Origin of the sequence: Lentzea sp. CA-135723, from assembly GCF_050936595.1 — a bacterium.
GTDB lineage: Bacteria > Actinomycetota > Actinomycetes > Mycobacteriales > Pseudonocardiaceae > Lentzea.
In genome coordinates this window covers 1,089,620-1,112,164 of record NZ_JBNJMK010000001.1, presented here as the reverse complement: position 1 = coordinate 1,112,164, position 22,545 = coordinate 1,089,620, and the positions used below count along the sequence as shown (strand labels likewise).

General features: G+C 70.0%; 30 protein-coding genes. 17 read left to right on the top strand and 13 right to left on the bottom strand.

From position 1 onward, the window contains the following. Positions 1-4 precede the first annotated feature (4 nt). Positions 5-442, top strand: coding sequence for an Lrp/AsnC family transcriptional regulator (locus tag ACQEU1_RS04720; RefSeq protein ID WP_433196588.1), 438 nt, complete (start codon positions 5-7; stop codon positions 440-442). Here the strand turns inward: ACQEU1_RS04720 and ACQEU1_RS04715 are convergent, their stop codons facing one another. Next, entirely contained in the window at positions 443-1,363 is a 921-nt protein-coding gene (locus ACQEU1_RS04715) for a helix-turn-helix transcriptional regulator (RefSeq protein ID WP_433196586.1), read from the bottom strand. Positions 1,364-1,426: 63 nt separating this feature from the next. Here ACQEU1_RS04715 and ACQEU1_RS04710 point away from each other — a divergent pair, with 63 nt between their 5' ends. Further along, positions 1,427-1,795, top strand: coding sequence for a VOC family protein (locus tag ACQEU1_RS04710; RefSeq protein ID WP_433196584.1), 369 nt, complete (start codon positions 1,427-1,429; stop codon positions 1,793-1,795). A 40-nt stretch (positions 1,796-1,835) separates the two neighbouring features. Here ACQEU1_RS04710 and ACQEU1_RS04705 read toward each other — a convergent pair whose 3' ends face one another. Then, a complete protein-coding gene (locus ACQEU1_RS04705) occupies positions 1,836-2,405 on the bottom strand; it encodes a TetR/AcrR family transcriptional regulator (RefSeq protein WP_433196582.1) in 570 nt (189 codons plus the stop codon). A 67-nt stretch (positions 2,406-2,472) separates the two neighbouring features. Between ACQEU1_RS04705 and ACQEU1_RS04700 the strand changes: the two genes are divergently transcribed. Then, a complete protein-coding gene (locus tag ACQEU1_RS04700) occupies positions 2,473-2,964 on the top strand; it encodes an FBP domain-containing protein (protein ID WP_433196580.1) in 492 nt (163 codons plus the stop codon). A 3-nt stretch (positions 2,965-2,967) separates the two neighbouring features. Here the strand turns inward: ACQEU1_RS04700 and ACQEU1_RS04695 are convergent, their stop codons facing one another. From ACQEU1_RS04695 to ACQEU1_RS04685, 3 genes are all read right to left on the bottom strand, one after another. Next, on the bottom strand, positions 2,968-3,144 hold the full coding sequence (locus ACQEU1_RS04695) for a hypothetical protein (RefSeq protein ID WP_285639828.1): 177 nt from the start codon (positions 3,142-3,144) through the stop codon (positions 2,968-2,970). A 109-nt stretch (positions 3,145-3,253) separates the two neighbouring features. Then, a complete protein-coding gene (locus tag ACQEU1_RS04690; RefSeq protein ID WP_433196578.1) occupies positions 3,254-3,412 on the bottom strand; it encodes a DUF397 domain-containing protein in 159 nt (52 codons plus the stop codon). Then, a complete protein-coding gene (locus ACQEU1_RS04685) occupies positions 3,375-4,253 on the bottom strand; it encodes a helix-turn-helix domain-containing protein (protein ID WP_433196576.1) in 879 nt (292 codons plus the stop codon). The genes ACQEU1_RS04690 and ACQEU1_RS04685 overlap by 38 nt, the downstream gene beginning before the upstream one ends. A 127-nt stretch (positions 4,254-4,380) precedes the next feature. Between ACQEU1_RS04685 and ACQEU1_RS04680 the strand changes: the two genes are divergently transcribed. Together ACQEU1_RS04680 and ACQEU1_RS04675 are read left to right on the top strand one after the other, a co-directional pair. Then, entirely contained in the window at positions 4,381-4,947 is a 567-nt protein-coding gene (locus ACQEU1_RS04680; RefSeq protein ID WP_433196574.1) for a TetR/AcrR family transcriptional regulator, read from the top strand. A gap of 2 nt (positions 4,948-4,949) precedes the next feature. Beyond that, complete coding sequence (locus ACQEU1_RS04675; protein WP_433196572.1) at positions 4,950-6,395, top strand: carboxylesterase/lipase family protein; 1,446 nt, start codon at positions 4,950-4,952, stop codon at positions 6,393-6,395. Here the strand turns inward: ACQEU1_RS04675 and ACQEU1_RS04670 are convergent. Then, positions 6,392-7,198: an NAD(P)-binding domain-containing protein gene (locus ACQEU1_RS04670; protein WP_433196570.1), complete on the bottom strand. Its 807-nt coding sequence runs from the start codon at positions 7,196-7,198 to the stop codon at positions 6,392-6,394. The genes ACQEU1_RS04675 and ACQEU1_RS04670 overlap by 4 nt on opposite strands. Between ACQEU1_RS04670 and ACQEU1_RS04665 the strand changes: the two genes are divergently transcribed. From ACQEU1_RS04665 to ACQEU1_RS04655, 3 genes are read left to right on the top strand one after another with little or no spacing between them, the layout of a single operon-like run. Further along, positions 7,199-7,576 carry a hypothetical protein gene (locus tag ACQEU1_RS04665; RefSeq protein ID WP_433196568.1) on the top strand — a complete coding sequence of 126 codons (378 nt, stop codon included), beginning with the start codon at positions 7,199-7,201 and terminating at the stop codon, positions 7,574-7,576. A 57-nt stretch (positions 7,577-7,633) separates the two neighbouring features. After that, a complete protein-coding gene (locus ACQEU1_RS04660; RefSeq protein ID WP_433196566.1) occupies positions 7,634-8,230 on the top strand; it encodes a DsbA family protein in 597 nt (198 codons plus the stop codon). Next, on the top strand, positions 8,227-8,763 hold the full coding sequence (locus ACQEU1_RS04655) for a vitamin K epoxide reductase family protein (RefSeq protein WP_433196564.1): 537 nt from the start codon (positions 8,227-8,229) through the stop codon (positions 8,761-8,763). The genes ACQEU1_RS04660 and ACQEU1_RS04655 overlap by 4 nt, the downstream gene beginning before the upstream one ends. Here the strand turns inward: ACQEU1_RS04655 and ACQEU1_RS04650 are convergent. Then, positions 8,742-9,569, bottom strand: a complete 828-nt coding sequence (locus ACQEU1_RS04650) for an SDR family NAD(P)-dependent oxidoreductase (RefSeq protein ID WP_433196562.1) — start codon at positions 9,567-9,569, stop codon at positions 8,742-8,744. The genes ACQEU1_RS04655 and ACQEU1_RS04650 overlap by 22 nt on opposite strands. Positions 9,570-9,671: 102 nt before the next feature. On the opposite strand from ACQEU1_RS04650, the gene ACQEU1_RS04645 reads away from it, so the two are divergent. Continuing rightward, on the top strand, positions 9,672-10,478 hold the full coding sequence (locus tag ACQEU1_RS04645; protein ID WP_433196560.1) for a helix-turn-helix transcriptional regulator: 807 nt from the start codon (positions 9,672-9,674) through the stop codon (positions 10,476-10,478). Here ACQEU1_RS04645 and ACQEU1_RS04640 read toward each other — a convergent pair. Then, on the bottom strand, positions 10,455-11,000 hold the full coding sequence (locus ACQEU1_RS04640) for an HAD-IA family hydrolase (protein WP_433196558.1): 546 nt from the start codon (positions 10,998-11,000) through the stop codon (positions 10,455-10,457). The genes ACQEU1_RS04645 and ACQEU1_RS04640 overlap by 24 nt on opposite strands. After that, positions 10,997-11,734 (bottom strand): DeoR/GlpR family DNA-binding transcription regulator, encoded by a 738-nt coding sequence (locus ACQEU1_RS04635; RefSeq protein ID WP_433196556.1) that lies wholly within the window; start codon positions 11,732-11,734, stop codon positions 10,997-10,999. Before ACQEU1_RS04635 ends, ACQEU1_RS04640 begins: the two co-directional genes overlap by 4 nt. A 74-nt stretch (positions 11,735-11,808) precedes the next feature. Here ACQEU1_RS04635 and ACQEU1_RS04630 point away from each other — a divergent pair, with 74 nt between their 5' ends. Genes ACQEU1_RS04630 through ACQEU1_RS04605 form a run of 6 tightly spaced genes read left to right on the top strand, consistent with a single transcriptional unit; the run spans position 11,809 to position 16,002 of the window. Next, complete coding sequence (locus ACQEU1_RS04630; protein WP_433196554.1) at positions 11,809-12,969, top strand: MFS transporter; 1,161 nt, start codon at positions 11,809-11,811, stop codon at positions 12,967-12,969. Positions 12,970-12,979: 10 nt separating this feature from the next. Further along, positions 12,980-13,651: an RraA family protein gene (locus tag ACQEU1_RS04625; RefSeq protein WP_433196552.1), complete on the top strand. Its 672-nt coding sequence runs from the start codon at positions 12,980-12,982 to the stop codon at positions 13,649-13,651. A gap of 4 nt (positions 13,652-13,655) precedes the next feature. After that, positions 13,656-14,234: a TIGR03086 family metal-binding protein gene (locus ACQEU1_RS04620; protein WP_433196550.1), complete on the top strand. Its 579-nt coding sequence runs from the start codon at positions 13,656-13,658 to the stop codon at positions 14,232-14,234. Between the two features lie 45 nt (positions 14,235-14,279). Then, positions 14,280-14,678: a VOC family protein gene (locus tag ACQEU1_RS04615; RefSeq protein WP_433196548.1), complete on the top strand. Its 399-nt coding sequence runs from the start codon at positions 14,280-14,282 to the stop codon at positions 14,676-14,678. A 5-nt stretch (positions 14,679-14,683) separates the two neighbouring features. Next, on the top strand, positions 14,684-15,094 hold the full coding sequence (locus ACQEU1_RS04610; RefSeq protein WP_433211319.1) for a YciI family protein: 411 nt from the start codon (positions 14,684-14,686) through the stop codon (positions 15,092-15,094). Positions 15,095-15,099: 5 nt separating this feature from the next. After that, complete coding sequence (locus ACQEU1_RS04605; protein WP_433196546.1) at positions 15,100-16,002, top strand: AAA family ATPase; 903 nt, start codon at positions 15,100-15,102, stop codon at positions 16,000-16,002. Positions 16,003-16,038: 36 nt separating this feature from the next. Here the strand turns inward: ACQEU1_RS04605 and ACQEU1_RS04600 are convergent, their stop codons facing one another. The 3 genes from ACQEU1_RS04600 to ACQEU1_RS04590 form a co-directional block, all read right to left on the bottom strand. Continuing rightward, positions 16,039-19,191, bottom strand: a complete 3,153-nt coding sequence (locus tag ACQEU1_RS04600) for a S8 family peptidase (protein ID WP_433196544.1) — start codon at positions 19,189-19,191, stop codon at positions 16,039-16,041. Positions 19,192-19,279: 88 nt separating this feature from the next. After that, a complete protein-coding gene (locus tag ACQEU1_RS04595; protein ID WP_433196542.1) occupies positions 19,280-19,981 on the bottom strand; it encodes an aspartate/glutamate racemase family protein in 702 nt (233 codons plus the stop codon). Positions 19,982-19,985: 4 nt separating this feature from the next. Continuing rightward, entirely contained in the window at positions 19,986-20,540 is a 555-nt protein-coding gene (locus tag ACQEU1_RS04590; RefSeq protein ID WP_433196540.1) for a TIGR03086 family metal-binding protein, read from the bottom strand. Between the two features lie 67 nt (positions 20,541-20,607). On the opposite strand from ACQEU1_RS04590, the gene ACQEU1_RS04585 reads away from it, so the two are divergent. Beyond that, the gene (locus ACQEU1_RS04585) at positions 20,608-21,375 is read left to right on the top strand and encodes a DUF6597 domain-containing transcriptional factor (protein WP_433196538.1); all 768 of its coding nucleotides are present in this window, start codon (positions 20,608-20,610) and stop codon (positions 21,373-21,375) included. On the opposite strand, the gene ACQEU1_RS04580 is transcribed toward ACQEU1_RS04585, so the two are convergent. Then, complete coding sequence (locus ACQEU1_RS04580) at positions 21,368-21,805, bottom strand: VOC family protein (RefSeq protein WP_433196536.1); 438 nt, start codon at positions 21,803-21,805, stop codon at positions 21,368-21,370. The genes ACQEU1_RS04585 and ACQEU1_RS04580 overlap by 8 nt on opposite strands. A 108-nt stretch (positions 21,806-21,913) precedes the next feature. Here ACQEU1_RS04580 and ACQEU1_RS04575 point away from each other — a divergent pair, with 108 nt between their 5' ends. Further along, the gene (locus ACQEU1_RS04575) at positions 21,914-22,504 is read left to right on the top strand and encodes a LysE family translocator (RefSeq protein WP_433196534.1); all 591 of its coding nucleotides are present in this window, start codon (positions 21,914-21,916) and stop codon (positions 22,502-22,504) included. Positions 22,505-22,545 lie beyond the last annotated feature (41 nt).

Below are 22,545 nucleotides of genomic sequence, written 5' to 3'. Positions count from 1 at the left end.
GCGCATGGACAGCATCGACGAGGCGATCATCCGCTGCGTGCTCCGCGACGCCCGCGCCACCTACGCCGAGATCGGCAAGGAGGCGGGCCTGTCACCGTCCGCCGCCAAGCGACGCCTCGACCGCCTGGTCGCGACCGGCGCCATCCGCGGCTTCAGCGCCGTCGTCGACCCGCAGGCCATGGCGTGGCGCACCGAGGCGTTCGTCGAGGTCTACTGCAAGGGCAACCCCACCCCGGCCGAGCTCACCAAGGCGTTGAACGACATCCCCGAGGTCATCGAGGCGTGCACGGTCTCCGGCGCCGCCGACGCGATGCTCTACATGCTCGCCCGCGACATCCCGCACCTCGAGCAGGCCATCCAGCGGGTCCGCTCGGCGCCCCTCATCGACCGCACCGAGAGCGCGATCGTCCTGTCCAGGCTCCTGACCCGCCCCCGCCTGTGATCACTGGGAGCTCGCCCGCTCCACCAGCCGCCGCGCACTCGCCACCACGAGATCCCGCAGCTCTTGAGGCCTCTCGATCACGAACGGCAGGTCGAGCGACGCGAGCACACCCGGCAGCCAGTCGAGCCGTTCCACCCGCAGCTCCACGTGCGCCCACCCGTCGTCGCGCGGCTCCACCACCGCGACGCTCGCCGGCAGCCGGGCACGGATCTGCTCGACGGTTCCCTGGATCCGCAACGTCACCTCGTGCCGGTGCGGCGCGGTGGCGAACCCGGCCAGCAGCCGTTCGGCCGCGTCGAACTCCTCGGGCGGCTCGAACGAACCCGGCAACGTCCGCACGGAGGCGATCCGGTCGAGCCGGAACGTCCGCTCCTCGCCCAGCGCGGGATCGATGCCCGTCACGTACCACTTCCCGGCGTGCGCTACGAGCCCGTGCGGGTGCAGCGCCCGTTCGCCGGAGGGGTAGCGGATCGACACAGGCCGGTGGTGCGTCACCGCGTCGGCGAGCGCCAGCAACACCGCCGCCTCGGGCACGCTGGCCGTGCCTGGCGAGGTGAACGCCAGCGCGTCCAGCAGGCCGTCGAGCCGTCCGCCGAGCCGCGCGGGCAACACCCGGCGGATCTTCGCGGCCGCGGTCTCGCTCGCCGTCCCCGACACGGGCGCCAGCGCCACCAGCACCGCCAACGCCTCGTCGTCGCTCAACATCAACGGCGGCATCCGATACCCGGCAACCAGCCGATACCCGCCGTGCCGCCCCCGCACCGACTCGACCGGAACGTCCAGGTCGAGCAGGTGACCGACGTACCGGCGAACGGTCCGCTCATCCACCTCCAGCCGCGAGGCGAGCTCGGCGACCGTCCGGACGCCGCCGGATTGGAGCAGCTCCAAGAGCAGGAGCACACGCGCTATCGGCCGGGTCACACCGAGAATTCTGCCTGAAATACCGGGCGGATACCGTCCGGTATTGCTCCTAGCGTGCGGGTCATGAACTTCGCATCGATCCGCATCATCACCTCCGACGTCGCCCGCCTCGCCGCCTTCTACGAACGCGCCACCGGCACCTGCGCCGAGTGGGCCACCGACGACTTCGCCGAGGTCAAGCTGCCCGCCGCGACCCTCGCGATCGGCAGCACCCGCACTGTCGCGCTGTTCGCCGAGGGCAGCGCCGAGCCGGAGGCCAACCGCAGCGTCATCATCGAGTTCCTCGTCGACGACGTGGACGGCGTGCACCGGAACCTGGCGGGCGTCGAGGTCGTCCAGGAGCCCACGACGATGCCGTGGGGCAACCGGTCGTTGCTGGTCCGCGACCCCGACGGCAACCTGGTCAACTTCTTCAAGCGACCGGTCGGCTAGTTCCGGAGCGGGCCTGACTCTGTCGATCGTCGCTGAGTGCCTAACCCGCAGGCCAGGCGCTCAGCAACGAGTCCAGCGCGTCGAGCGCGCGCAGCCACGACGCCTCTACGCCGCGCGGATGGCTGTGGAACGCGCCCGCCCGTTCCAGCGACACGTACCCGTGCAGCGTGCTGTGCAGGAAGCGGACGGCGTCGGTCTCGTCCGGCTCCCACAGCCGGTAGCCGCGCAGGACGGCGCGCGTCAGGTCGGCGTGGCGTTCGGACGGACCGGTCGCGACCGTGTCCGGGTCCAGGGCCATCTGGGTCGCGGTGTACCGGCCCGGGTGTTCGTGCGCGTAGGTGCGGTAGGCGCCGGCGAACGCGACCAGGGCTTCCTTGCCCGAACGGCCCGCGATCGCCTCCGCCACGCGCTCGGCCAGTTCCGACAGGGCCAGGACGGCCAGGCGTACGCGCAGGTCCTGGGCGTTGCGGATGTGCGAGTAGAGGGAGGCGTCCTTCACGCCGAAGTGGCGCGCGAGGGCCGAGACCGTCACGTTTTCGAAGCCGACCTCGTCCGCCAGGACCGCCGCTGCCTCCGTGAGGCGGTCGGCCGAGAGCCCCGCACGTGCCATCCGTCACCCTTCCTAGGGGGCTTAATGATTTGCCTAGGACCTCTAGGTAAGCCTAGCGTTCCTGGTCATGAAGCCGCTGACCGAACACGACATCCGCGCGTCCTTCGTCAATTCCACCAAGGGCGAGGCGAAGCGCATGCACGTACCCAAGGATTTGGGCGAACGCCCGTGGGACTCGCTCGACTTCCTCGGCTGGACCGACCCGGCCGCGCCTGACCGCTCGTACCTCGTCATGGAGCTGGACGGGTCGCTCGTCGGCATCGCGCTGCGGCGGGCCGCGCAGGCCGGACGCGCGCGCAAGACGATGTGCACGTGGTGCCTGACCACGCATTCCGGCGACGGCGTGTCGCTCATGTCCGCGCGCAAGGCCGGCAAGTCGGGCCAGCTCGGCAACACGGTCGGCGTCTACGTGTGCGCCGACCTGGCGTGCTCGCTCTACCTGCGCGGCAAGAAGAGCGCCGGGCCTGGCTCGCGGTTCAAGGAGTCGTTGTCGCTCGACGACCAGGTCGAACGCATGACGGCCGGGATCAGCGCGTTCCTCGGCCGGGTGAACTCGTAGGTGTCAGAGCTCCAGGACCAACTCCGCGGTGCACGCTCTGGCGCACGGCCAGGGGTCTCCGCACTCGGTGCAACCGGTGGTGGCGGGCAGGTGCGTGTCGAGCACCTGGACCGCCCTGGTCCGGTAGCGCTCCAGGTCCGACTCCCAGTTGTGGCGGGAGCCCGCAGTCGCACTCGTCATGATCATCAGTCCTCGGCTCTGAGGTCGTCGGACCTTAGCATGCACCTGTGACGCCGCTCACGGGCGGCAAATCACCGAACGGGTACGAATGACAAGCGACAAGAAATTGTCAGACCGCCTTGACCAGGCGAAGCAGTGACGCCCACTGGCCGTCGCTGAGCGGCAGTTCCACGGACGGGGACTTGCTGTCGCGCACGCCGACGCCGCGGCCGACCTCGACGCAGTTGCCGTCACTCGCGCTGTAGCTGCTCTTCCGCCACCTGGTCATACCGCAACCCCTCACCGATGATGTCGGTGATCAGCTTCCTCGATTGCGACTCGTCCAACGCCGTCCGAGAGAGTGATGTGACCACGGTGTCGTAGAGCGCGACGGAAGGCTGATCTTCGAGGAAGACGTTAGCGCCCTCGCTCTCCACGTAGACGATCGGCGGGATCTTCTTGAAGTTCAGCAGATCGAAGTCACCGGCGAGCCCCGCGTGCGGCCCGAACTCCGTCGGGATCATGCGAACCGTCAGGTACGGCCTCACCGACACGCGCAACAGGTGGTGCAACTGCTCCGCCATGATCTCCGGGCTTCCGACCGGCAGCCGCAACGCCTGCTCGTGCATGAAGATCGTGACGGCCCGATAGCCGTCGAGGACGGCCTTCTGCCGGGCGCCCCGGTTCGCGACCAGCGGGTTGATCTCGTCGGCGGGCACCGGCTTGGCGATGGCGAGGTGGCGGGTGTAGTCGGGCACCTGAAGCAGTCCGTGCACGACGTTCATGGACCAGCCGGTCACACTGGACGCGATCTTCTCGTGCTCGCGCAGGGTGCGGGCCCGATCCGTGACGCCGGACTTGGCGGGCTGCAGCCAGTCACGCTGGTGCGTCTCCCGGTGCAACGCCATCAGGTGCGCGAACTCGGCGGGCGGCGTCCGCAACAACCCCAGCAGCTGGGCCAGTTCGACGTCGGTGACGCCTTCCTTGCCGTTGATCAGCTCGGAGACCTTGGCCTCCTGCCAGCCCAGCAACACGGCGGCTTCGCGGTTGGTCAGACCGGCCGCCCGCAGCAACGCGCGGATGGCGTCCCCGAACTCACGGCCGCGCACCGTTGATCTCCGCAATGGCATGCCGGAACGGTAGGGCCGCCATTCCGTTTGGCTCCACCCATTCGCCGCAGGTCAACCTGAAAGCATGCGTTTTGGATCGTTTCCAAAGTCCCCGGCACTTTTTGCTCAGGCGTGCTAAGTTTTGCTTGTGCGAGCAAAGTCGGTGACCGAGCAGGCTCGGCGGGCGCAGATCGTGAAGGCGGCGATCGCGACCGTGGCGGAGTTGGACTACGCGGAGACGTCGTTCAAGGCGATCGCCGCTCGGGCCGGGCTGAGCAGTACCGGGTTGATCTCGTACCACTTCAAGAACAAGCAGGAGCTTGTGGACGTGGTGTTCGCGGACATCTTGGAGCGGTTCCAAGGGTTCGTGGCGGCTCGGATGGGACAGGGGTCCGCTCGGGAGGAGTTGCGGGCGTTCTTGAGCGCCAACATCGCGTTTCTGCGGGAGCACCGGGACGACATGGTGGCGTTCCTGCGGATTCGGGCTCATTCGGCGGTGACGGACGGGGGCATCGCCGATTCCGATCACGTGGAGCTCGCCGGCTTCTTGCGCAGGGGGCAGGAGACCGGTGAGTTCCGCGTGTTCGACCCGGAGGTGATGGCGGTGTTCGTGCTGGCCATGCGCAACGGCGTGGTGTTGCGGTCCGGGGTACTCGATCTCGACGTCTGCGAGAGGGAGTTGATCGCGGCCGTCGAGCTGATGACGGGAGGGTAGGTATGCGTCGGGGGACGATGTTGTTAGCCGCGTTGATGCTGGTCGGCGCGTGCGGGACGGGGGAAGCGATGCCGTCGGACGTGGTGGAGCTGGACACCGGGCAGGTCCGGGGTGAGCAGCGGGACGGGCATCTGCGGTTCCAGGGGGTGCCGTACGCGGCCAAGCCCGAGCGGTGGAAGCCGCCGGTCAAGGCCGAGAGCTGGAGCGGGGTGCGGGAGGCCACGAAGCCCGGTAGTCCGTGTCCGCAGGTGGGGTCGAGCTACTCCGAGACGAAGTCGACCGAAGAAGACTGCCTGTTCGCCAACGTCACGACGGCGTCCACCAGTGGGCGCAAGCCCGTGCTGGTGTGGGTGCACGGGGACGGGGCGATCGGGGCCGGGCACTACTTCGACGCCGAACGCCTTGCGCGGCAAGGGGATGTCGTCGTGGTGACGTTCAACTACCGGATGGGCGTGTTCGGCGGGTTCGGGTTGCCGGGACTGGAGCACTCCGGGGAGTTCGGGTTGCTCGATCAGCGGGCGGCCTTGGAGTGGGTGCAACGCAACATCGCCGCGTTCGGTGGGGATCCGGGGAACGTGACGTTGTTCGGGGTGTCGTTCGGGGCCACGGCCGTGGGCGCGCACCTGATCGGGCAGCAGCCCCTGTTCCACAAGGCGATCATGCACAGTTCGTTCACGCTCGTGGACGTGCCCAAGGGGGCCTGGTTCCCGGATCTGGAGGCGTTGCCGTCGCTCGCGTGGCGGGCGGTGCCGGAGATCCAGGAGATCGGGAAGATGATCGGCGCGGAACTCGGGTGTGCCGATGTGGAGTGCCTGCGGCGGTTGCCGGCGGAGAAGCTGCTGGACTACCCGCAGATCATGAACATCTTCCAGCCGGTCGGGTACGGCGGTGAGCTGCTGCCGAAGCTGCCGGGTGAGTCGCTGGAGGCCGGTGAGTTCGCGGACGTGCCGATCCTGGCCGGGTCGACGCGCGACGAGCACACCAGCTTCGTGGAGCTGTTCCGCCCGGAGCCCATGTCGGCCGAGGACTACTCGCGGCTGGTGCGGGAGGCGTTCCCGGATCGTGCGGCGGAGGTCGAACGTGAGTACCCGGTCGGTGCGTACGCGTCGCCGAAGCAGGCGTGGGCGGCGTTGCTGACCGATCGCGTGTGGGCGCGGGCGACGTTCCGGCAGAACACGCTCTACGCGAAGAAGGCGCCCGTCTACGCGTTCGAGTTCGCGGACCAGGACGCGAGGCACTCGGCGGACATCGACTTCCTGTTCCCCGACGCGGACTTCGCGAAGGACCGCGGGCTGTCCGACCACATGATCAAGGCGTGGACGGACTTCGCCCGCACCGGGGACCCCGGCTGGCCGAAGTTCGACGGGAAGTACGTGCAGTCGTTGGCGCCGGGCGCGATCGGGCCGGTCGATTTCGCGGCCGAGCACAAGCTCGCGTTCTGGCGTTAGGGGCGGCGCAGGTCGGTCAGCAGGGCGTCGAGCGACTCCCGCAGACCGGCGGAGGCGGGGACGAACCAGGTGGTGCGGATGCGTTCGTTGCTGCCGTTCGGGGTTTCGTGGTCGGCGGCGAGTCCTGGCAACGTCCGGGTCTCGTCGCCGAGCGAGCGGCCCACGTTCTCGAAGAGGCCGCGGACGTAGCGGTCGGCGTCATCCGGGGCGATGCCGTGGCTCGACGCCCACTCGGCCAGCGTGACGAGGAACGCGTAGTGGCTGGTCAGGGTGCCGGTCAGCGCCGAGAAGACGTCGAACGCGGCCTCGTCGGCGACCGGCAGCGCTCCCCCGAGGACGTCGAACATCGCGTTCACGACCGGGTCGGACGGGTGCACGACGGTGACGGACATGCGTTCGCGCACGGCGGGCAACGGGATGGCGCGGACCAGTGGGGCGACGGTGTCCAGGATGGACCGCAGGTCGTCGTTGGAGATGCCCGCCATGACGTTGACGACGATCTTGTCGCCGGGGATGTGCAACCCGGCCAGCGAATGCCGGTCGGGGCCGCGCACGGCGATCAGCACGAGGTCGGAGCGGTCCACGACCTGCTGGTTGTCGGTGCACAGGTGGACGGCCTCGTAGCGTTCGGCCAGGTCAGCGGACGCGCCGCGGGGTGAGAGGTGGATCTCCGGGGTCGGGTCGCCGTCGTGCCGCAGGCCCTCGACGACGGCCTTGCCGATCTCGCCCACCCCGATGACGCCGACGCGTTGCAATGTGCCTACCCGCGCCAGCGTAGGCCGCAGGTCGCTACTCTGGATCACGTGCCTGGCACCCGCAGCTCGCGAACCCGCGCGTACGTCGCGCGGGTTTTCGCCGTGCTCGCGCTGGTGGCCGGGGTCGCGATGATGCAGGGCACTCCGTGCGAGTCGGAGTTCGCCTGGACCGCGCAGTGCCCGACGTCGGCGACCAGCTCGATCGCGTTCGTGGTCGACGACGTGGACGCCGGGTCGTCGGTGCTCGACGGCATCCTCGTCGCGGGGGCGTGCCTGGTGGTGGCGCTCGCCGTGCTGATCGGGTTCGCGGTGCTGCGCAGGTCCGGCTCGTTCCGGACGCTCGCGCTGCGGCTGCCCTCGGTGCTCTCTCCCCCGTCCCGCCGCCTGGAAGTGCGGCTGGCCCAGCTCTGCGTGCTGCGCGCCTAGACCGAACCCGTTCCGCGGTTCCTCGGTCCCTTTCGCGTACCTCGTGGAGGTTTTGTCATGTCCAAGAACGCTCGTCTGTCGTTGGTCATCGTGGCCGTGGTGGCGGTCGTGGTCGCCGGGTTCTTCCTGTTCAGCCGCACCGACACCACCGCGGCGCCGCAGTCGGCGGACGGGAAGGCGACCGTCGTCGAGTACCTCGACATGGAGTGCCCGTCGTGCCGCGCCGCCTATCCCGGCGTGGAGAAGCTCAAGAGCGAGTACGGCGACCGCGTGACGTTCGACGTGCGGCACTTCCCGATCCCCATGCACCGCAACGCCGAGCTCGCCGCCGTCGCGGTCGAGGCGGCCGGGGCGCAGGGCAAGCGGGACGAGATGATCAAGGTGATGTTCGAGGCGCAGCAGCAGTGGGGCGGGCAGCAGACGTCGCAGCGGGCGACGTTCAGGCTGTTCGCGGAGCAGCTCGGGCTCGACCAGGCCGCGTTCGAGAAGGCGCTGGACGACTCGGCGTTGCGCACGCGCGTGCTGGCTTCGCGGGACGAGGGCAGCAAGGCCGGCGTGACCGGCACGCCCACGTTCTTCATCAACGGCACCAAGTTCACCGGAGCGCCGTCGTACGACGCGCTGAAGAAGGCGATCGAGAAGGAGCTTTCGTGAACCGGATCGTCGCGTGGGTGCTCGCGGTCGGCGGCTTCGTCGGCCTGGTCGCGTCCTTCGTGCTGACGGTCGAGAAGATCGCGCTGCTCAAGGACCCGTTCTACGTGCCGACGTGCAGCGTCAACCCGGTGCTGAGCTGCGGTTCGATCATGAAGACCGCGCAGGCCGAGGTGTTCGGGTTCCCGAACCCGCTGATCGGCGTGGTGGGCTTCGCGGTGGTGACGACGCTGGGCGTGCTGCTGCTCGCCGGCGTGGAGCTGCCGTCGTGGGTGTGGATCGGGCTGCAGGTCGGGGCCACGTTCGGGGTGCTGTTCGTGCACTGGCTGATCGTGCAGTCGCTGTACGAGATCAAGGCGCTGTGCCCGTACTGCATGGTCGTGTGGGCGGTGACGATCCCGATCTTCTGGTACACGACGCTGCGCAACATCCGGCCGCAGTTCCAGTTCCACAGCGTCGTGCTGATCCTGTGGTACCTGGTGATCGCGGCCGGAGTGCTGCAGGCGTTCTGGTTCTACTGGTCGTCGCTGGTGTGACCTTGGGCGAGCCTGGCGACGTGGTCCCACGTTTCCAGGCTCGCGAGGCGGCCCGCGTACTCGGTGCGCAGGGCCTGCAGGCCGCCGGTCCCGAACAACGCGCGGATCGGCGGCTCGGGTGCGTCGACCAGGGTGAACAACGCCTCGGGTGTGGATGCGGGGTCGGCGGCGGTGAACCCGGTGGCGCCCGCGTACAGGGCCTCGCGGGCGTGTGCGTAGGCCGGGTCGGGGCTGACCTGCGGTGACGTCGCGGTGAGGCCGGTGGTGAACACGATCGGCTCGATCAGGGTGACGTGGACGCCGTGCGCGGCGACCTCGGCGGCGAGCGACTCGCTCAACGCCTCCAGCGCCCACTTGGTGGCGTGGTAGACGCCGAGCGCGGGGTAGGCGACCAGGCCGCCGAGTGAGGAGACGTTCAGGACGTGGCCCGAACGGCGTGCGCGCATGCCGGGCAGGACGGCCTTGATCGCCGCGAGCGCGCCGAAGTAGTTGACGTCCATCTGGGTGCGGGCCTGCTGTTCGGTGACCTCCTCGACGGCGCCGACGAGCATGTGGCCCGCGTTGTTGACCAGTACGTCGATGCCGCCGAACGTCTTCTCGGCGAGCCTCACCGCCTCGTGCACGGCTGCGGAGTCGCTGACGTCGAGCTCGATCGGCAGGAAGCGCTCGCCGTGCTCGTCGGCGAGCGGCTTGAGGGCGGTGGTGTCGCGGGCGACGGCGGCGAGCCGGTCGCCGCGGGCGAGGATGGCGCGGGCCCAGGCGGCGCCGAGGCCGCGGGACGCTCCGGTGAGGAACCAGGTCTTCATGAAACCCAGCGTCGCGCTGGTCGCGAGGGGTAGGCAGAGTCGGTCCACCCAGGGATTCGCGATCTCTGGCTGGGGCGTGCCCGCAGGCGCAGACTCGGTGGCGTGGACACGAAGCAGCTGGCGGACTTCCTGCGGGTGCGCAGGGAGGCGCTCGCTCCGAAGGACGTCGGACTGACCGGGAACGGGCGGCGCCGGACGCCGGGGTTGCGGCGCGAGGAGGTCGCGCGGCTGGCCGACATCTCCACGGACTACTACACGCGGATGGAGCAGGACCGGGCGCCGCAGCCGTCGCCGGGGGTGTTGAAGGCGATCACCAGGGCGTTGCGGCTGTCGCTGGACGAGCGCGACCACCTGTTCCGGCTGGCCGGGCACCCGGCGCCGGACCGCCGCCGAGCCGACGACCACGTGGCGCCGGCGTTGCTGGGGGCGTTGGACCGGCTGCACGACGTGCCGGCGCAGGTGATGACCGATCTCGGCGTGACGCTGGTGCAGAACGACCTGGCGCGCGCGGTGTTCGGCGACCTGGTCGGCCGGGAGTCGGTGGTGCACCGGTGGTTCACCGATCCGGCGGCACGGGCCGGGTACCCGGTCGCCGACCACGCGGCCGAGTCGCAGGCGCTGGTCGCGGACCTGCGGGCGGCGGCGGGACGCGGGGTGGACGCGCAGGCGCTGGTCGACCGGTTGACGCGGGAGAGTCCGGAGTTCGCGGCGTTGTGGCGGCTGCACGAGGTCGAGGTGATGCGCAACCGGCGCAAGCGGATCCTGCACCCGTCGGCCGGGTTGCTGGAGTTCGACTGCACGGCGTTGCTCGACGAGGACCGCTTCCAGCTGCTCGCGCTGTTCTCCCCCGTGCCCGGCACGGCGACGGCCGACCGGCTCGCGTTGCTAGGCCTTGTCGGCGCCGAGTAGGGCGCGCAGGCCGTCGATGCCGGTGAAGTGGTGCCCGCGCATGCCGACGAGCTCGGCGGCTTGGACGTTCTCCACGCGATCGTCGACGAACAGGATGTCGTCGTCCTGCAGGCGGTCGCGGCACCACTCGAACGCGGCGCGGTCCGGCTTGGCGTGGCCGATGCGGCACGAGAACGCGCACACCTCGAACAGCTCCAGCCACGCGTGGGTGCGTTCGAAGTTGCGTGCGTGGTCCTCGGGGATGTTGGACAGCAACGCGATGCGCTGGCCTGCGTTGTGCAGTTCGTGCAGCAGCGCGACCATCTCGTAGTCGACACGGCTCCAGCTGGCGACGTCCTGCTCCACGAGCGGTGGGTGGCCCACGCGCGCCCAGTACTCATCGGCCGTGACGTCGCCACGGTCGTAGGCGGGGCGGTGTGCCCAGTAGGCGTCCCAGAAGTCCTGCTCGGCGGACATCGTCGCCATGACCTCGGGTGACTGGTCGCGCGCGATGACGCCGAACATGTCGAACAGCACGATCATGCCGTCACCACCGTGACGCCCGCGGCGGTCAGGCCGTCGTCGCCGTCCGCGTCGGTGACCACGGCGTGCAGCGCGGACGCCGGTGCGACGTGGGCGAGCGCGGTGCGGGTGAGCTTGGAGGCGTCGACGGCGGCGATCACGCGCCGGGCCGAGGCGATGGCGGTGCGTTTCACGGAGGCGTCTTCCAGGTCGAAGGCGGTCAGGCCGTGCTCGGCGGACAGGCCGCAGCAGCCGATCACGGCGGTGTCGAAGCGCAGGGCCTGCAGCGAGGCGAGCGTCAGCGGTCCGGTGAGGGCGAGCTCGCCCGGTCTCGGACGGCCGCCGGGGACCAGCAACGTGACGGTGGACGACGACGCGAGCGCGGTGACCGAGTGCAGCGACAACGGCATGACGGTCACGCGCCGGTCGTGCAGCAGGCGGGCCACCTCGAGGCAGGTCGTCCCGCTGTCGAGGACGACGGACTCGCCGTCCGCGATGAGCGCGACGACGGCCTGGGCGATGCGGTGCTTGGCGTCCGTGTTCTCCTCCGAGCGCAGCGCGAACGGGGGCTCCTCGCCGCGCAGCAGCAGGCTGCGGGCGCCGCCGCGGTAGCGTTCGAGCACACCCTGCGAGGCGAGAACCTCCAGGTCACGGCGGATGGTCATCTCGGAGGCGCCGGTGAGCGCCGCCAGGTCCGCCACCCCGAGCGAGCCGGCGTCGCGGACCGCCTCGGTGATCTGCTTCAGTCGGGACACGACCGCGATTGAACATCAGTGGTGTTCGAAACACAACCTTTCAAACGCGCGGCATGTTCGTTAGCGTGCGATGTGTGAGCGCTCTCAAGGCCGCGCGGGTGGCCACCTTCACGTACTTCGGGCTCAACGGGTTCCTGCTCGGCTTGTGGCTCGTGCACATCCCCACGGTCGAGGACCGCACGGGCATCACGCACGCCGAGCTCGGCCGGCTGCTGCTGTTGCTCGGGCTGGGCGCGTTCGTCGGCATGCGGATCGGCGGCAGGATCACCGACCGGCTGGGTGTGAAGTTCATCGTGCCGGTGTCGGGTGTGTTGTGCAGCATCACGGCCGCACTGCCCGGTTTCGCCGTGAACCAGTGGACGCTCGGTGCGGCGCTTCTCCTCTTCGGCGTCGGCAACGGCCTGATGGACGTCACCATGAACGCCCACGCCGTGGTCGTCGAACGGCACTACAAGCGTCCGGTGATGTCGGCGTTCCACGCCACGTGGTCGCTCGGCGGTGTCGCGGCGGCATTGACCGGCGCACAGACGTTGGGCTGGGAGCTCTCCCCCGCCGTCACGCTCTCCGCGGCCGGTGTGCTGGGCATCGTCGTCAGCCTCGCCACGGGCCGCTTGCTGCTCAACGAGAAGGAGGAGCAGCACGCCGAGGCGCAGACCGCGAAGCGCAAGGTGCCGCGCAAGATCTGGATCATGGCCGTGCTCGCGGCGCTGGTGATGCTGAGCGAGGGCGCGGCCAACGACTGGAGCGTGCTGCACCTGCAGGACATCCTCGGCGCGTCGCCGCAGCTCGCCGCGTTCGCGTACGGCGCGTTCGCCACCACGATGACCGTCGGCCGCCTGCTCGCGGACCGGGTCACCGCCAAGGTCGGCTCGGTGCCGGTGCTGCGCTGGGGTTCCGCGATCGGCGCCGTCGGCATCGCGACCGCCGCGCTGTCACCGTGGATCTGGCTCGCCCTCGTCGGCTGGGCCATCGCCGGCATCGGCCTGTCGGGCACGGTGCCGCAGCTGTTCAGCGCCGCGGGACACCACGAACCGGGCGCGGCGGCGGCCAACGTCTCGCGCGTCGCGGGACTCGGCTACCTGGGCATCCTCGCCGGACCCGCGGTGATCGGCTGGCTCACGCACGTCATGCCGCTCAACTACGCGTTCCTGCTGCCGGTCGGTTTCTGCGTCATCGCGGCGTTGTCGGCCAACGTGTTGAAGACCGAGCACGCCGAGGAGAAGGTCGCTGCGTGAGAATGTCCGCATGGATCTTGCCGAACTGGATCTGACCACCGCGCACCTCGCCGACGCCTGCATCCGCTCCGGCGTGCCGGTCCGCACGGCCGTCGTCTCCCCCGTCGTGGCGGGCTGGAAGGCGTGCGGCCGGGTGCTGCCCGCCCGGCACGCCGGCAGCGTCGACATCTTCCTGGAGGCGATCGAACGCTCGCAGCCGGGCGACGTGCTGGTCGTGGACAACGAGGGCCGCCGCGACGAGGCCTGCGTGGGCGACCTGATCGTGCTGGAGGCGCAGGCCGCCGGGCTCGCGGGCGTGGTGATCTGGGGGCTGCACCGCGACACCCAGGACATCCGCGCGATCGGGCTGCCGGTGTTCAGCCTCGGCGCGAACCCGACCGGGCCGCTGTCGTTGCGCGACCGAGCGCCCGAAGCGTTGTCGACGGCCGAGGTGGACCAGTGGACGGTCACCTCCGACGACGTCGTGTTCGGCGACGACGACGGGGTGCTGTTCGTGCCGGCGGGCGACGCCGAGGCGTTGCTCGAGAAGGCACGCGGGATCCGGGACGTCGAACGAGCGCAGGCGAACCGGGTGCGGCAGGGTGAGTCCCTGCGCAGCCAGCTGCGGTTCGGCGAGTACCTCGCGAGCGGGGTCACGTTCCGCGAGCACCTGCGCCGGATCGGCGGCGCGGTCGAGGAGTGAGGCCATGATCGGTGAGCAGTCGGTTTCGGGCAGGTACCGGGCCAGGGCGGACGCCTTCGAGGCGAAGGTCGCCGCGGTGCTGCCGGATCAGTGGGACAACCCGTCGCCGTGCGCGCGGTGGACGGCGTTGGAGGTGGTGGACCACGTCATCGACATGCACGGCGTGATGGTCGGCCACGCGATCGCCCGCACCGAAGACCCGCTCACGGACTTCCGCGAGGCACGGCGCGTGGTCGAGGACGCGCTGGTCTCACGCGCGTCGGAGGAGGTCAGCACGCCCGGCGGGTCGATGACGCTGGAGGAGCACGTCGACCAGGTCGTGAGCGACGACCTCGTGCTGCACGGCTGGGACCTCGCCCGCGCCACCGGCCAGGACGAGACCATCCCCGCGGCCGACGTCGAACGGCTGTGGGCCACGGCCACCGCGGTCCCTGCCGAGCTGATGCACCGGTTCCGCACGCCCGGTGCGTTCGGCCCCGGCGTCGAGGTCTACGGGCCGGAGGTGCCGGTGCCCGCCGCCGCGCCGCTGCAGGACCGGCTGCTCGGGTATGTGGGTCGGGACCCCCTGTCGAAAAGCCTCTGAGCTGGTTCGACGGCTTGGCAAAAGGTCGCTGAAGGGAAAAACGCCATGGACTGGACCCTGGAAGTCATCGTCGTGCCGGTGTCGGACCTCGACCGCGCCAAGCGGTTCTACTCCGAGCAGCTCGGGTTCGCCGTGGACCACGACACGACGTTCAACGAGGACACGCGCGTCATGCAGCTCACCCCGCCCGGCTCCGGCTGCTCGATCGTCATGGGCAAGGGCATCGTCAAGGGCGAGCCGGGCACGTTGAAGGGCGTGCAACTCGTCGTCGCGGACCTGGAGAAGGCCCGCGCGCAGCTGATCGAGCGCGGCGTCGAGGTCGGCGAGATCGTGCGGATGAACGAGGCGGACGGAGGGTCGTTCATCTTCTTCGACGACCCGGACGGCAACAGCTGGGCCGTGCAGGAGATCAAGGCCCGCGCTACCGGTGGGGAGTGGAAGTGAAGTACATGCTGGTCAGCTACGGCGGCAGCCAGGAGGACTGGGAGGGCATCGCCGCGTGGGCGGACGAGGACATGCACCGCATGATCGCCTACATGCGCGACCTGGACGCCGAGCTGCGCGCGTCCGGTGAGCTGCTGCAGTCCGAAGGGCTGAGCGGTCCGGCGCGGGCGTTCGTGGTGCGGGGCAGCGACAGCGGCCCGCAGGTCGTGGACGGACCGTTCGCGGAGTCCAAGGAAGTGATCGCCGGGTACTGGGTCGTGGACGTCGCGAGCCGGGAGCGGGTGCTGGAGATCGCGCAGAAGGCGTCGGCGTGCCCCGGGCCGGGCGGGCGGATCCTGAACCAGCCGATCGAGGTGCACCCGATCATGTCGGCGCCGGACGTGGATCCGGAAACGCTGGCGCCGTACCAGAAGTAGCGCGAGTGCGACGTCTCGAGAGCGGTCCCGCCCTGGCGCGGCTGGAGTGGATTCTGGACGGCCTGGACGGGACGCCCGGCTGGGGAGCGGACGCCGCCGACGCGTTCGCTCCCGAGTTCGCCGCCGTCGTCACACCGGAGAGGTACGTCGAGGTCACCCGCGGTCGCGCGGCCGGGTACGCGCCGGTCGTCGTGGTCGGCCTCGACGTCGCCGAGACCATCGCGCGGGCGCGGATCCGCCGCCACGACGGCACCGTCGACGTCGTGGCCTGCGTCGTCGAGGTGACACGGCCGCATCGGATCACGTCCACGTGGCTGGCCGGGCTGGTGCCGGCCGACCTGACGCCTAGGTTGCCGGACGACTTCGCTGGCCACGACCTGCCGTCCGCCGCGAACGCCCGGCTGGTCGTGTTCTCCGGGATGCCCGGCAGCGGGAAGAGCACGCTGGCCGACGCGGCGGGGGCCGAGCTGGGGATCCCGGTCTTCGCCACCGACTGGCTGCTCGGCGCGCTGACCCCGTTCGGCGGCAGGCACTTCGACGGGGCGATGGAGATGGCGGAAGAGCTGCTGACCACGCTCGCCCTGCGGCAGCTCGGCGCCGGGCAGTCCGTGATCCTCGACCACCCCACCGAGCGGGTGGCGGTCCGGGATCGCTGGCGCAGCCTGGCGCGGCGGGCCGGGGCGCAGTTCCGCGCGGTCGAGGTCCGGTGTTCCGATCCGGAGGTCCACCGCGGCCGGCTCGAAGGCCGTGACCGGGGCATCCCCGGCTGGCACGACGCCGGTGACTGGGCCGACGTGCAACGGCGACTGGCCGGGTTTCCCCCGTGGCACGGGGAGGCGTTCGTCGTGGACACCGCGCGACCGCACGAACTGTGCCTGGCCGCGGTCGTGCGGCACATCACCGCCTGACGGTGAGGGGGCCGGTTCCGGCCCCCTCACCAGCACTCACTTCAGGTCGTACGCGCGGATGATCGTCTGCTGGACGTCACCGCCCGCGTCCGCCGCCCGTGCCTTGAACGACACGTTCTTGGCGTCGTGCGGGTGGATCAGCGTGACCTGCCAGCCGCCCCGCGTCTTGCGCAGCGACACCGGCTTCCACGTCTTGCCCTCGTCGTAGGACACCTGCACCGCCGGGTCCTTGATGTTCGTGACGGGGCCCGTTCCGTTGCGCTCCACCGTGATCGGCACGGTGACGACGCGTCCGGCGCGGTTGTGCAGGTCGAGCTGCGGGGCGAACCGGACGGCCAGCACCGGGATCGGCTTGAACTCGTCGTCCGGCACGTTCTCCGAGTAGAACGACCAGGTCGCGTCCACCTGCGACGACAGGCCGTCGCGGGACGAGGTGGTCTCGACCGTGTAGCGCTTCTTCGCCGCCGGCGCGTTCTGGACGTTCGCCGAGCCCGAGTACGGGACGTCGGAGACCACCTCGCCGTCGACCTTCACGACCGTGCGCCCGTTGCGTTCGCCGGTCGAGCCGGACGAGTTCTGCGCGCTGTGGAGCGGCAGGCTGAAGCGCAGCTGGTTGCCCACCCGGCCCGCGAACCGGACGTTCGCCCCGTCGAACGGCACACCGGGGCCGTACACGGCGCTGTTCCAGTGCTCGGTGACGGTCCTGCCCGTCTTGAACACGCGCGGCACCACGCCGAACTGGTAGCCGATCAGCTCGGGCCCGCCGGGCGTCGCCTGCTCGTTCAACGACCCCGTCCACGGGACGTTCGGCGTGTAGAGCTCCTTGAGGCGCAACGGGAGCGGGCCCGAGGCGCCGTAGTCGCGCTGGCCGCCGGACCCCGCCACGCGGGAGTGCACGACCGAGTCGACGCGGGCCAGGTCGCGGTCCTTCACGGTGCGCTGGACGTCGGCAGGGACGCGGGTCTTCTCGGCGATGCGGACGTAGTACTGGTACGGGCTGCCCGCGAAACCAGCCTTGCCGTCCGGCTTGGCCATGACGCTCTGCGCGTGGAAGCGGAACTCCGGGTAGCTCGTCGCGGACGGCCGGACGGCGATGCCGTCGAAGTTGTTCAGGATCCAGGTGGCGCCGGTGCCGCCCCACGGCGCCTCGAGGAGGAACGCCAGCTCGGCCTGGGCGGGCGCGGCCTCCTGCTCGACGCCGATCGAGGGTTTCTTGCCCTCGCGGCCGTCGACGGTGAGCGTCGTGTCGCCGGTGACGCTGAAGGCGGGTTCGATCGCGATGGTGGAGACGCCGCGCTTCGTCGGGTCGGCGTTGGGGGTGTAGACCGACGAGTCGAAGAAGTACTGGCCCTTGGGCAGGCGCTGCACGAGCGTGCCGGACGGGTCGAAGCGGAAGTACGCCATCGGTTCGGCGAGGCTGACGAACCGGTAGTTGTAGTCCGCGGTCGGCTGTGCGTTGCCGTCGACGAACTTCAGCGTGACGTTGTAGCTCTCGACCTCCTTCACCACACCGACGGGCACGCGGGTGCCGTCGGAAGCGAGCACCACGGCGCCGTAGATGCCGTCGGGCACGGACGCGCGGGTGTCGGCGGTGACGACGGCGTCCGCGGTGCCGCCCGCGGGGATGGTGAGCTTCGCCGGCGAGACCGTGATCAGGCCTCCGGCGGGCTTGGCCTCGGCGACGCTCAGGTCGAGCGTCACGGCGGTGGCGCCGGGGTTGCGGTAGGTCAGCTTCTGCGTGATGGGCTGGTCGTCGTCGTGCGGCCACAACGCGGTGCCCAGCGAGAAGCTGCCGTGGTTCGTGGTGACCGCGGCGGTCACGGCACGGGCCACGTCGAGCCGTCCGGCGCCCTGCTCGTAGATCGTGAGCGACGGGTTGGGCCTGGCGCTGTTCATCAGCGCGGCCTTGATGTCCTCTGCCTTCCACGCCGGGTTCTTCGAGGCGAGGATCGCCGCTGCGCCGGCCACGTGCGGGGTGGCCATCGACGTGCCGGACAGCGCGACGTGGCCGTCCCCCACCGGCGTGCCGATCTGGCCGTTCTTGGCCTTCGCGGCCACGATGTCGACGCCCGGCGCGGTGATGTCGGGCTTCACGGCGTTGTTCACCCAGCGCGGGCCGCGCGAGGAGAACGGCGCGAGCTTGTCGTCGCGGTCCACGGCGCCGACGGTGAGGGCCGCGTCGGCGGACGCGGGCGAGCCCATCGGGCCACCGGAGTTGCCCGCGGCGACGACGAACAGCGCGCCGGTCTGCTCGGTGAGCCGGTTGAGGGCGAGCGACATCGGGTCGGTGCCCTCCTCGGGCCACGAGCTGCCGAGGCTCATGTTGACGACCTTGGCCTTCGCCGCGGCCCACTCCATGCCGGCGATGATGTCGCTCTCGCGGCCGCCGCCGTAGTCGCCGAGCACCTTGCCGTTGATCAGCTTGGCGTCGGGTGCGATGCCCTGGTACTTGCCGGCGCCGGTGACCGTGGACGCGACGTGCGTGCCGTGGCCGACGCGGTCGTCGGTGGTGTCGCTGTCGGAGAAGTTCTTCGACTCCACGACCGCGCCCGCGAGGTCCGGGTGGGTCTCGTCGACGCCGGTGTCGAGGATCGCGACGGTGACGTCCTTGCCGGTGAAGCCCGTCTCCCACGCCTGGGGCGCGCCGATCTGCGCGGCGCTGCGGTCCAGGGACGCGGTCACCTCGCCGTCGAGCCAGATCCGGCCGGTGCCGGACGTCCTGGCTGCGGACCAGAACGAGCCGTCCTTGGCCACGGTGATCGCGCGGCCGTCGATGCTCGGCAACGCCTCCGCGTTCGCCGCGCTGATCCCCTGCCCCTGCACGATCAGCGGAAGCGTCTTGCTGGAGGCGTCGTCGTAGCCGGATCTGGCGAGCAGCGAGACGTCGAAGAGCCGCTCGTCGAGCTCGCCCGCGTTGAGCCTCGCCTGGGCGTCGAGCGGGATGACGTGCAGGTCGCCACGCGGGTCCGTGAAGGTGCGGAACCCGACGTTCTCCCTGCCTTTGGCGCCTCTGGCCTCGACGTGGCCCTTGTTCACGACGACCTGGTCACCGGTCACCAGCGTGACGGTGGTGGTCAGGTCGCCTGCCGCGCGCACCTGCTGTTCCTGCGGCGCCGCCGAGGCGGGAACGGCTGCCGTGGCGGCAACCACGACAGCCGTCAGCCCCAGGGCGATGTGTGATCGTTTCAACGCGAACTCCCCTAGTTCACTGAAGAAGGAATAGCCCTCAGTGACTAAGACACTTCGCTGCGTGGCCCGCGTTGCAACGCGGAGTGGATCAGTTGTTCCCAGTTTTCGTCTGGATTGCCCGATCCACCGCGGACTCGACGTGCAGGCGGGTCGTCGGGAACACCGGCAGCGGCACGTCCGCCTGCGAGATCAGCAGCTCGATCTCGGTGCAGCCGAGGATGACGCCCTCCGCGCCCTCGAACTTCGCGATCACGTCCTGGTAGGCGCGCCGTGACTCGTCGCGGACCACACCGACGCACAGCTCGTCGTAGATGATCCGGTGCACGGTCACCCGGTCCTCTTCCGATGGCACCAGCACCTTCAGGCCGTGCGACTCCAGGCGTTCGCGGTAGAACGGCTGGTCCATGGTGAAGCCCGTGCCGAGCAGACCGACCGTGGTGATGCCCGCGGCCCTGATCGCCGTCGCCGTGGTGTCGCCGAGGTGGATCACCGGGATGTCGACGGCGGCCTGGACCTGGTCGTACACCTTGTGCATGGTGTTGGTGCAGATCAGCAGGAAGTCCGCGCCGCCTGCCTCGACGCTCGCGGCGGCGTCGGCGAGCGCCTTGCCCGCGTCGTCCCAGCGGCCCTCGACCTGCATGCGTTCGATCTCGGCGAAGTCGACGGAGTGCAGGACGAGCTTCGCCGAGTGCAGGCCACCGAGGCGCTCTCGTACGAGCACGTTCGCCAGCCGGTAGTACTCCGCGGTGCTCTCCCAGCTCATCCCGCCCAGCAACCCGATCGTCAGCATGCGGTCAAGCATTCCACCTGGGGTCGCGGCCCGTCGCGGCCAATAGTTGCTCGAACGGCGACGCGTCGGCCGGTGCGGCGACAGCGGGCTTGAAGACGTTCATCTCGGTGGCCATCGGGCCCATCTGCGTGACCAGGGCGTGGACCTCGGTGAACACCTCGCCGTCCGGCTCGAACCGCTGGCCGGTGGCCTGGGCGAGGTCGGAGGCGTGGATGGTGAGGTCGAGCAGCACCAGGCCGCCGACGGTCTGCGCGGGCATGCCCATGTTGCCGGCGATGCCGTCCGTGGCGCCGGGTTCGCCCCACGCGTCGACGAGCTTCGCCGTCTCGGCCGGGTACCGCGCGCGCCAGTCCGGGTAGGCGGGGGTGTGGCTGAAGTCGGCGTCCTGCTTGGCGGCGAGCTTCTGGAACTCCACGACGACGTGCAGCAGGTGGTCGAGCAGCGCCTTGACGTCGTAGTCGGCGCACGGCGTGGGCCTGGTCAGGTCGTCGTCGGTGATGTTCGCGATGACGGGCAACGCGTGGTCGCGAGCACGGTCGAGCAGAACGCTGAGCTTCATGCCCGTCACGGTATTTCTCGGTGTTCCGGCGCTCTTGAAGAAACGCGCCAACCTAGGATCTCGGGTTGTGCAGCCGCGCCGGGACACTCGGGGGATCGTGGACGCGCGCGAGCTGTTCGCCCGCGTGCGGTTCCGCCGGCGGATGCCGTGCGCGGAGCTGCGGCCGTACCTGGAGCACTACTGGCTGATCGACGGTGAGCTGTCCGAGCCGTACACCTCGCACGTCGTGCCGCACCCGTCGGTGAACCTCGTCTTCGAGCGGGGACACGACCGCCCTGAGGTCGCGGGCGTGGGACTGGGCCTGTTCAGCCGGAAGCTGGAGGGGCGGATCCGGGTCGCCGGGGTGCAGTTCCGGCCCGGCGGGTTCCGGCCGTTCCGCGGCGAGCCGGTGTCGGAGTGGACGGGCCGGCACGTGCGGCTCGACGTCGACTCACGACTCGTGCTCGACGTGGAGGACGAGGACGCGCGGGTCGCGGTGCTGGACGCGTTCCTGCTGGGCATGGGACCGGTGCCCGACCCGCAGGCGACGCTGGCGATGGACCTGGTGCAACGGATTCGCGACGACCGGGAGATCCAGCGGGTCACGGACTTCGCCCGTGCGTGCGGCATGTCGGTGCGGTCGCTGCAACGGCTGTTCGCGGACTACGTCGGCGTCAGCCCGAAGTGGGTCATCCTGCGGTATCGCATCCACGAGGCGCTGGAGCGGGCCGAGTCGGACGTCGAGTGGGCTCATCTGGCCGCTGACCTGGGCTACAGCGACCAGGCCCACCTCGTCCGGGACTTCACGCAGACCGTCGGTGTCTCCCCCACGGCGTACGCGCGCGCTCTCACGTGAGGTACTCGCACAGCTCGATGAGCATGCCCTCGGGGCCACGGACGTAACAGGTCTTCAGCATGCCCTGGTAGTTCTCGACGTTGCGGACGACCTCGCCGCCGTGCGGCTTGAGGCGGGCGAGGGTGTCGTCGAGGTCGTCGACGGTGAACGCGACGTGCCGCAGGCCGAGGGCGTTGATCGGGGCCCGCGAGCTGCCGTCGATGGCGTCGGGCTTGGCGAACTGGCTGAACTCGATGCGGTAGGTGCCGTCCGGGGTCTTCAGCATCGCGATCTCGCTGACCGACCCGTCGAGGCCGATGACGCCGTCGACGAACTCGCCCTCCATGTGCGCCTTGCCCTCGAGCTCCATGCCGAGCTCCTCGAAGAACGCGACGGCGGCCGCGAGGTCGGTGACGGTCATTCCGACGTGGTGCATGCTCTTGATGCTCATGCTCCAGGGACGGTACTCACGCCGTGTTCTCGACATCGGAAGTGGTCCAAGTTCGCGGGCGTTTTGTGGACCTGTGAACTGGACCGGTTGCGCGGCAGGGTTGCCGGCATGAGCCTCGCATTCCTGATCACGACGTTGGTCGCGGTCGCCACGCCCGGCACCGGGGTGCTGTACACGTTGTCGGCCGGTCTGGCGCACGGACGCAAGGCGAGCGTGATCGCCGCGTTCGGCTGCACGCTCGGGATCGTGCCGCACGTGCTGGCAACCGTGACCGGGCTGGCCGCGTTGCTGCACGCGAGCGCGACGGCGTTCGAGATCGTGAAGTACCTGGGCGTCGCGTACCTGGTCTACCTGGCGTGGGCGACGTGGCGCGACCGCAGCGAACTGGTCGTGGACACCGCTTCCGCACCGGCGTCCGCACGGCGGGTCGTGGTGTCGGCGGTGCTGGTCAACCTGCTCAACCCGAAGCTGACGATCTTCTTCGTGGCGTTCCTGCCGCAGTTCGCGACCGGGTTCGGGCCGATGGTGACGCTGAGCGCGGTGTTCATGGCGCTGACGTTCGTGGTGTTCGCCGTGTACGGGGTGTTCGCGGCGTCGATGCGGGACCGCGTGCTGGCGCGGCCGCGGGTGGTGGTGTGGCTGCGGCGGTTCTTCGCGGCGTCGTTCGCGGCGCTCGGGCTGAAGCTCGCGCTCACCTAGAACGAGGCAGAGCGGTGAGCAGGGCCCTGCTCACCGCTCCG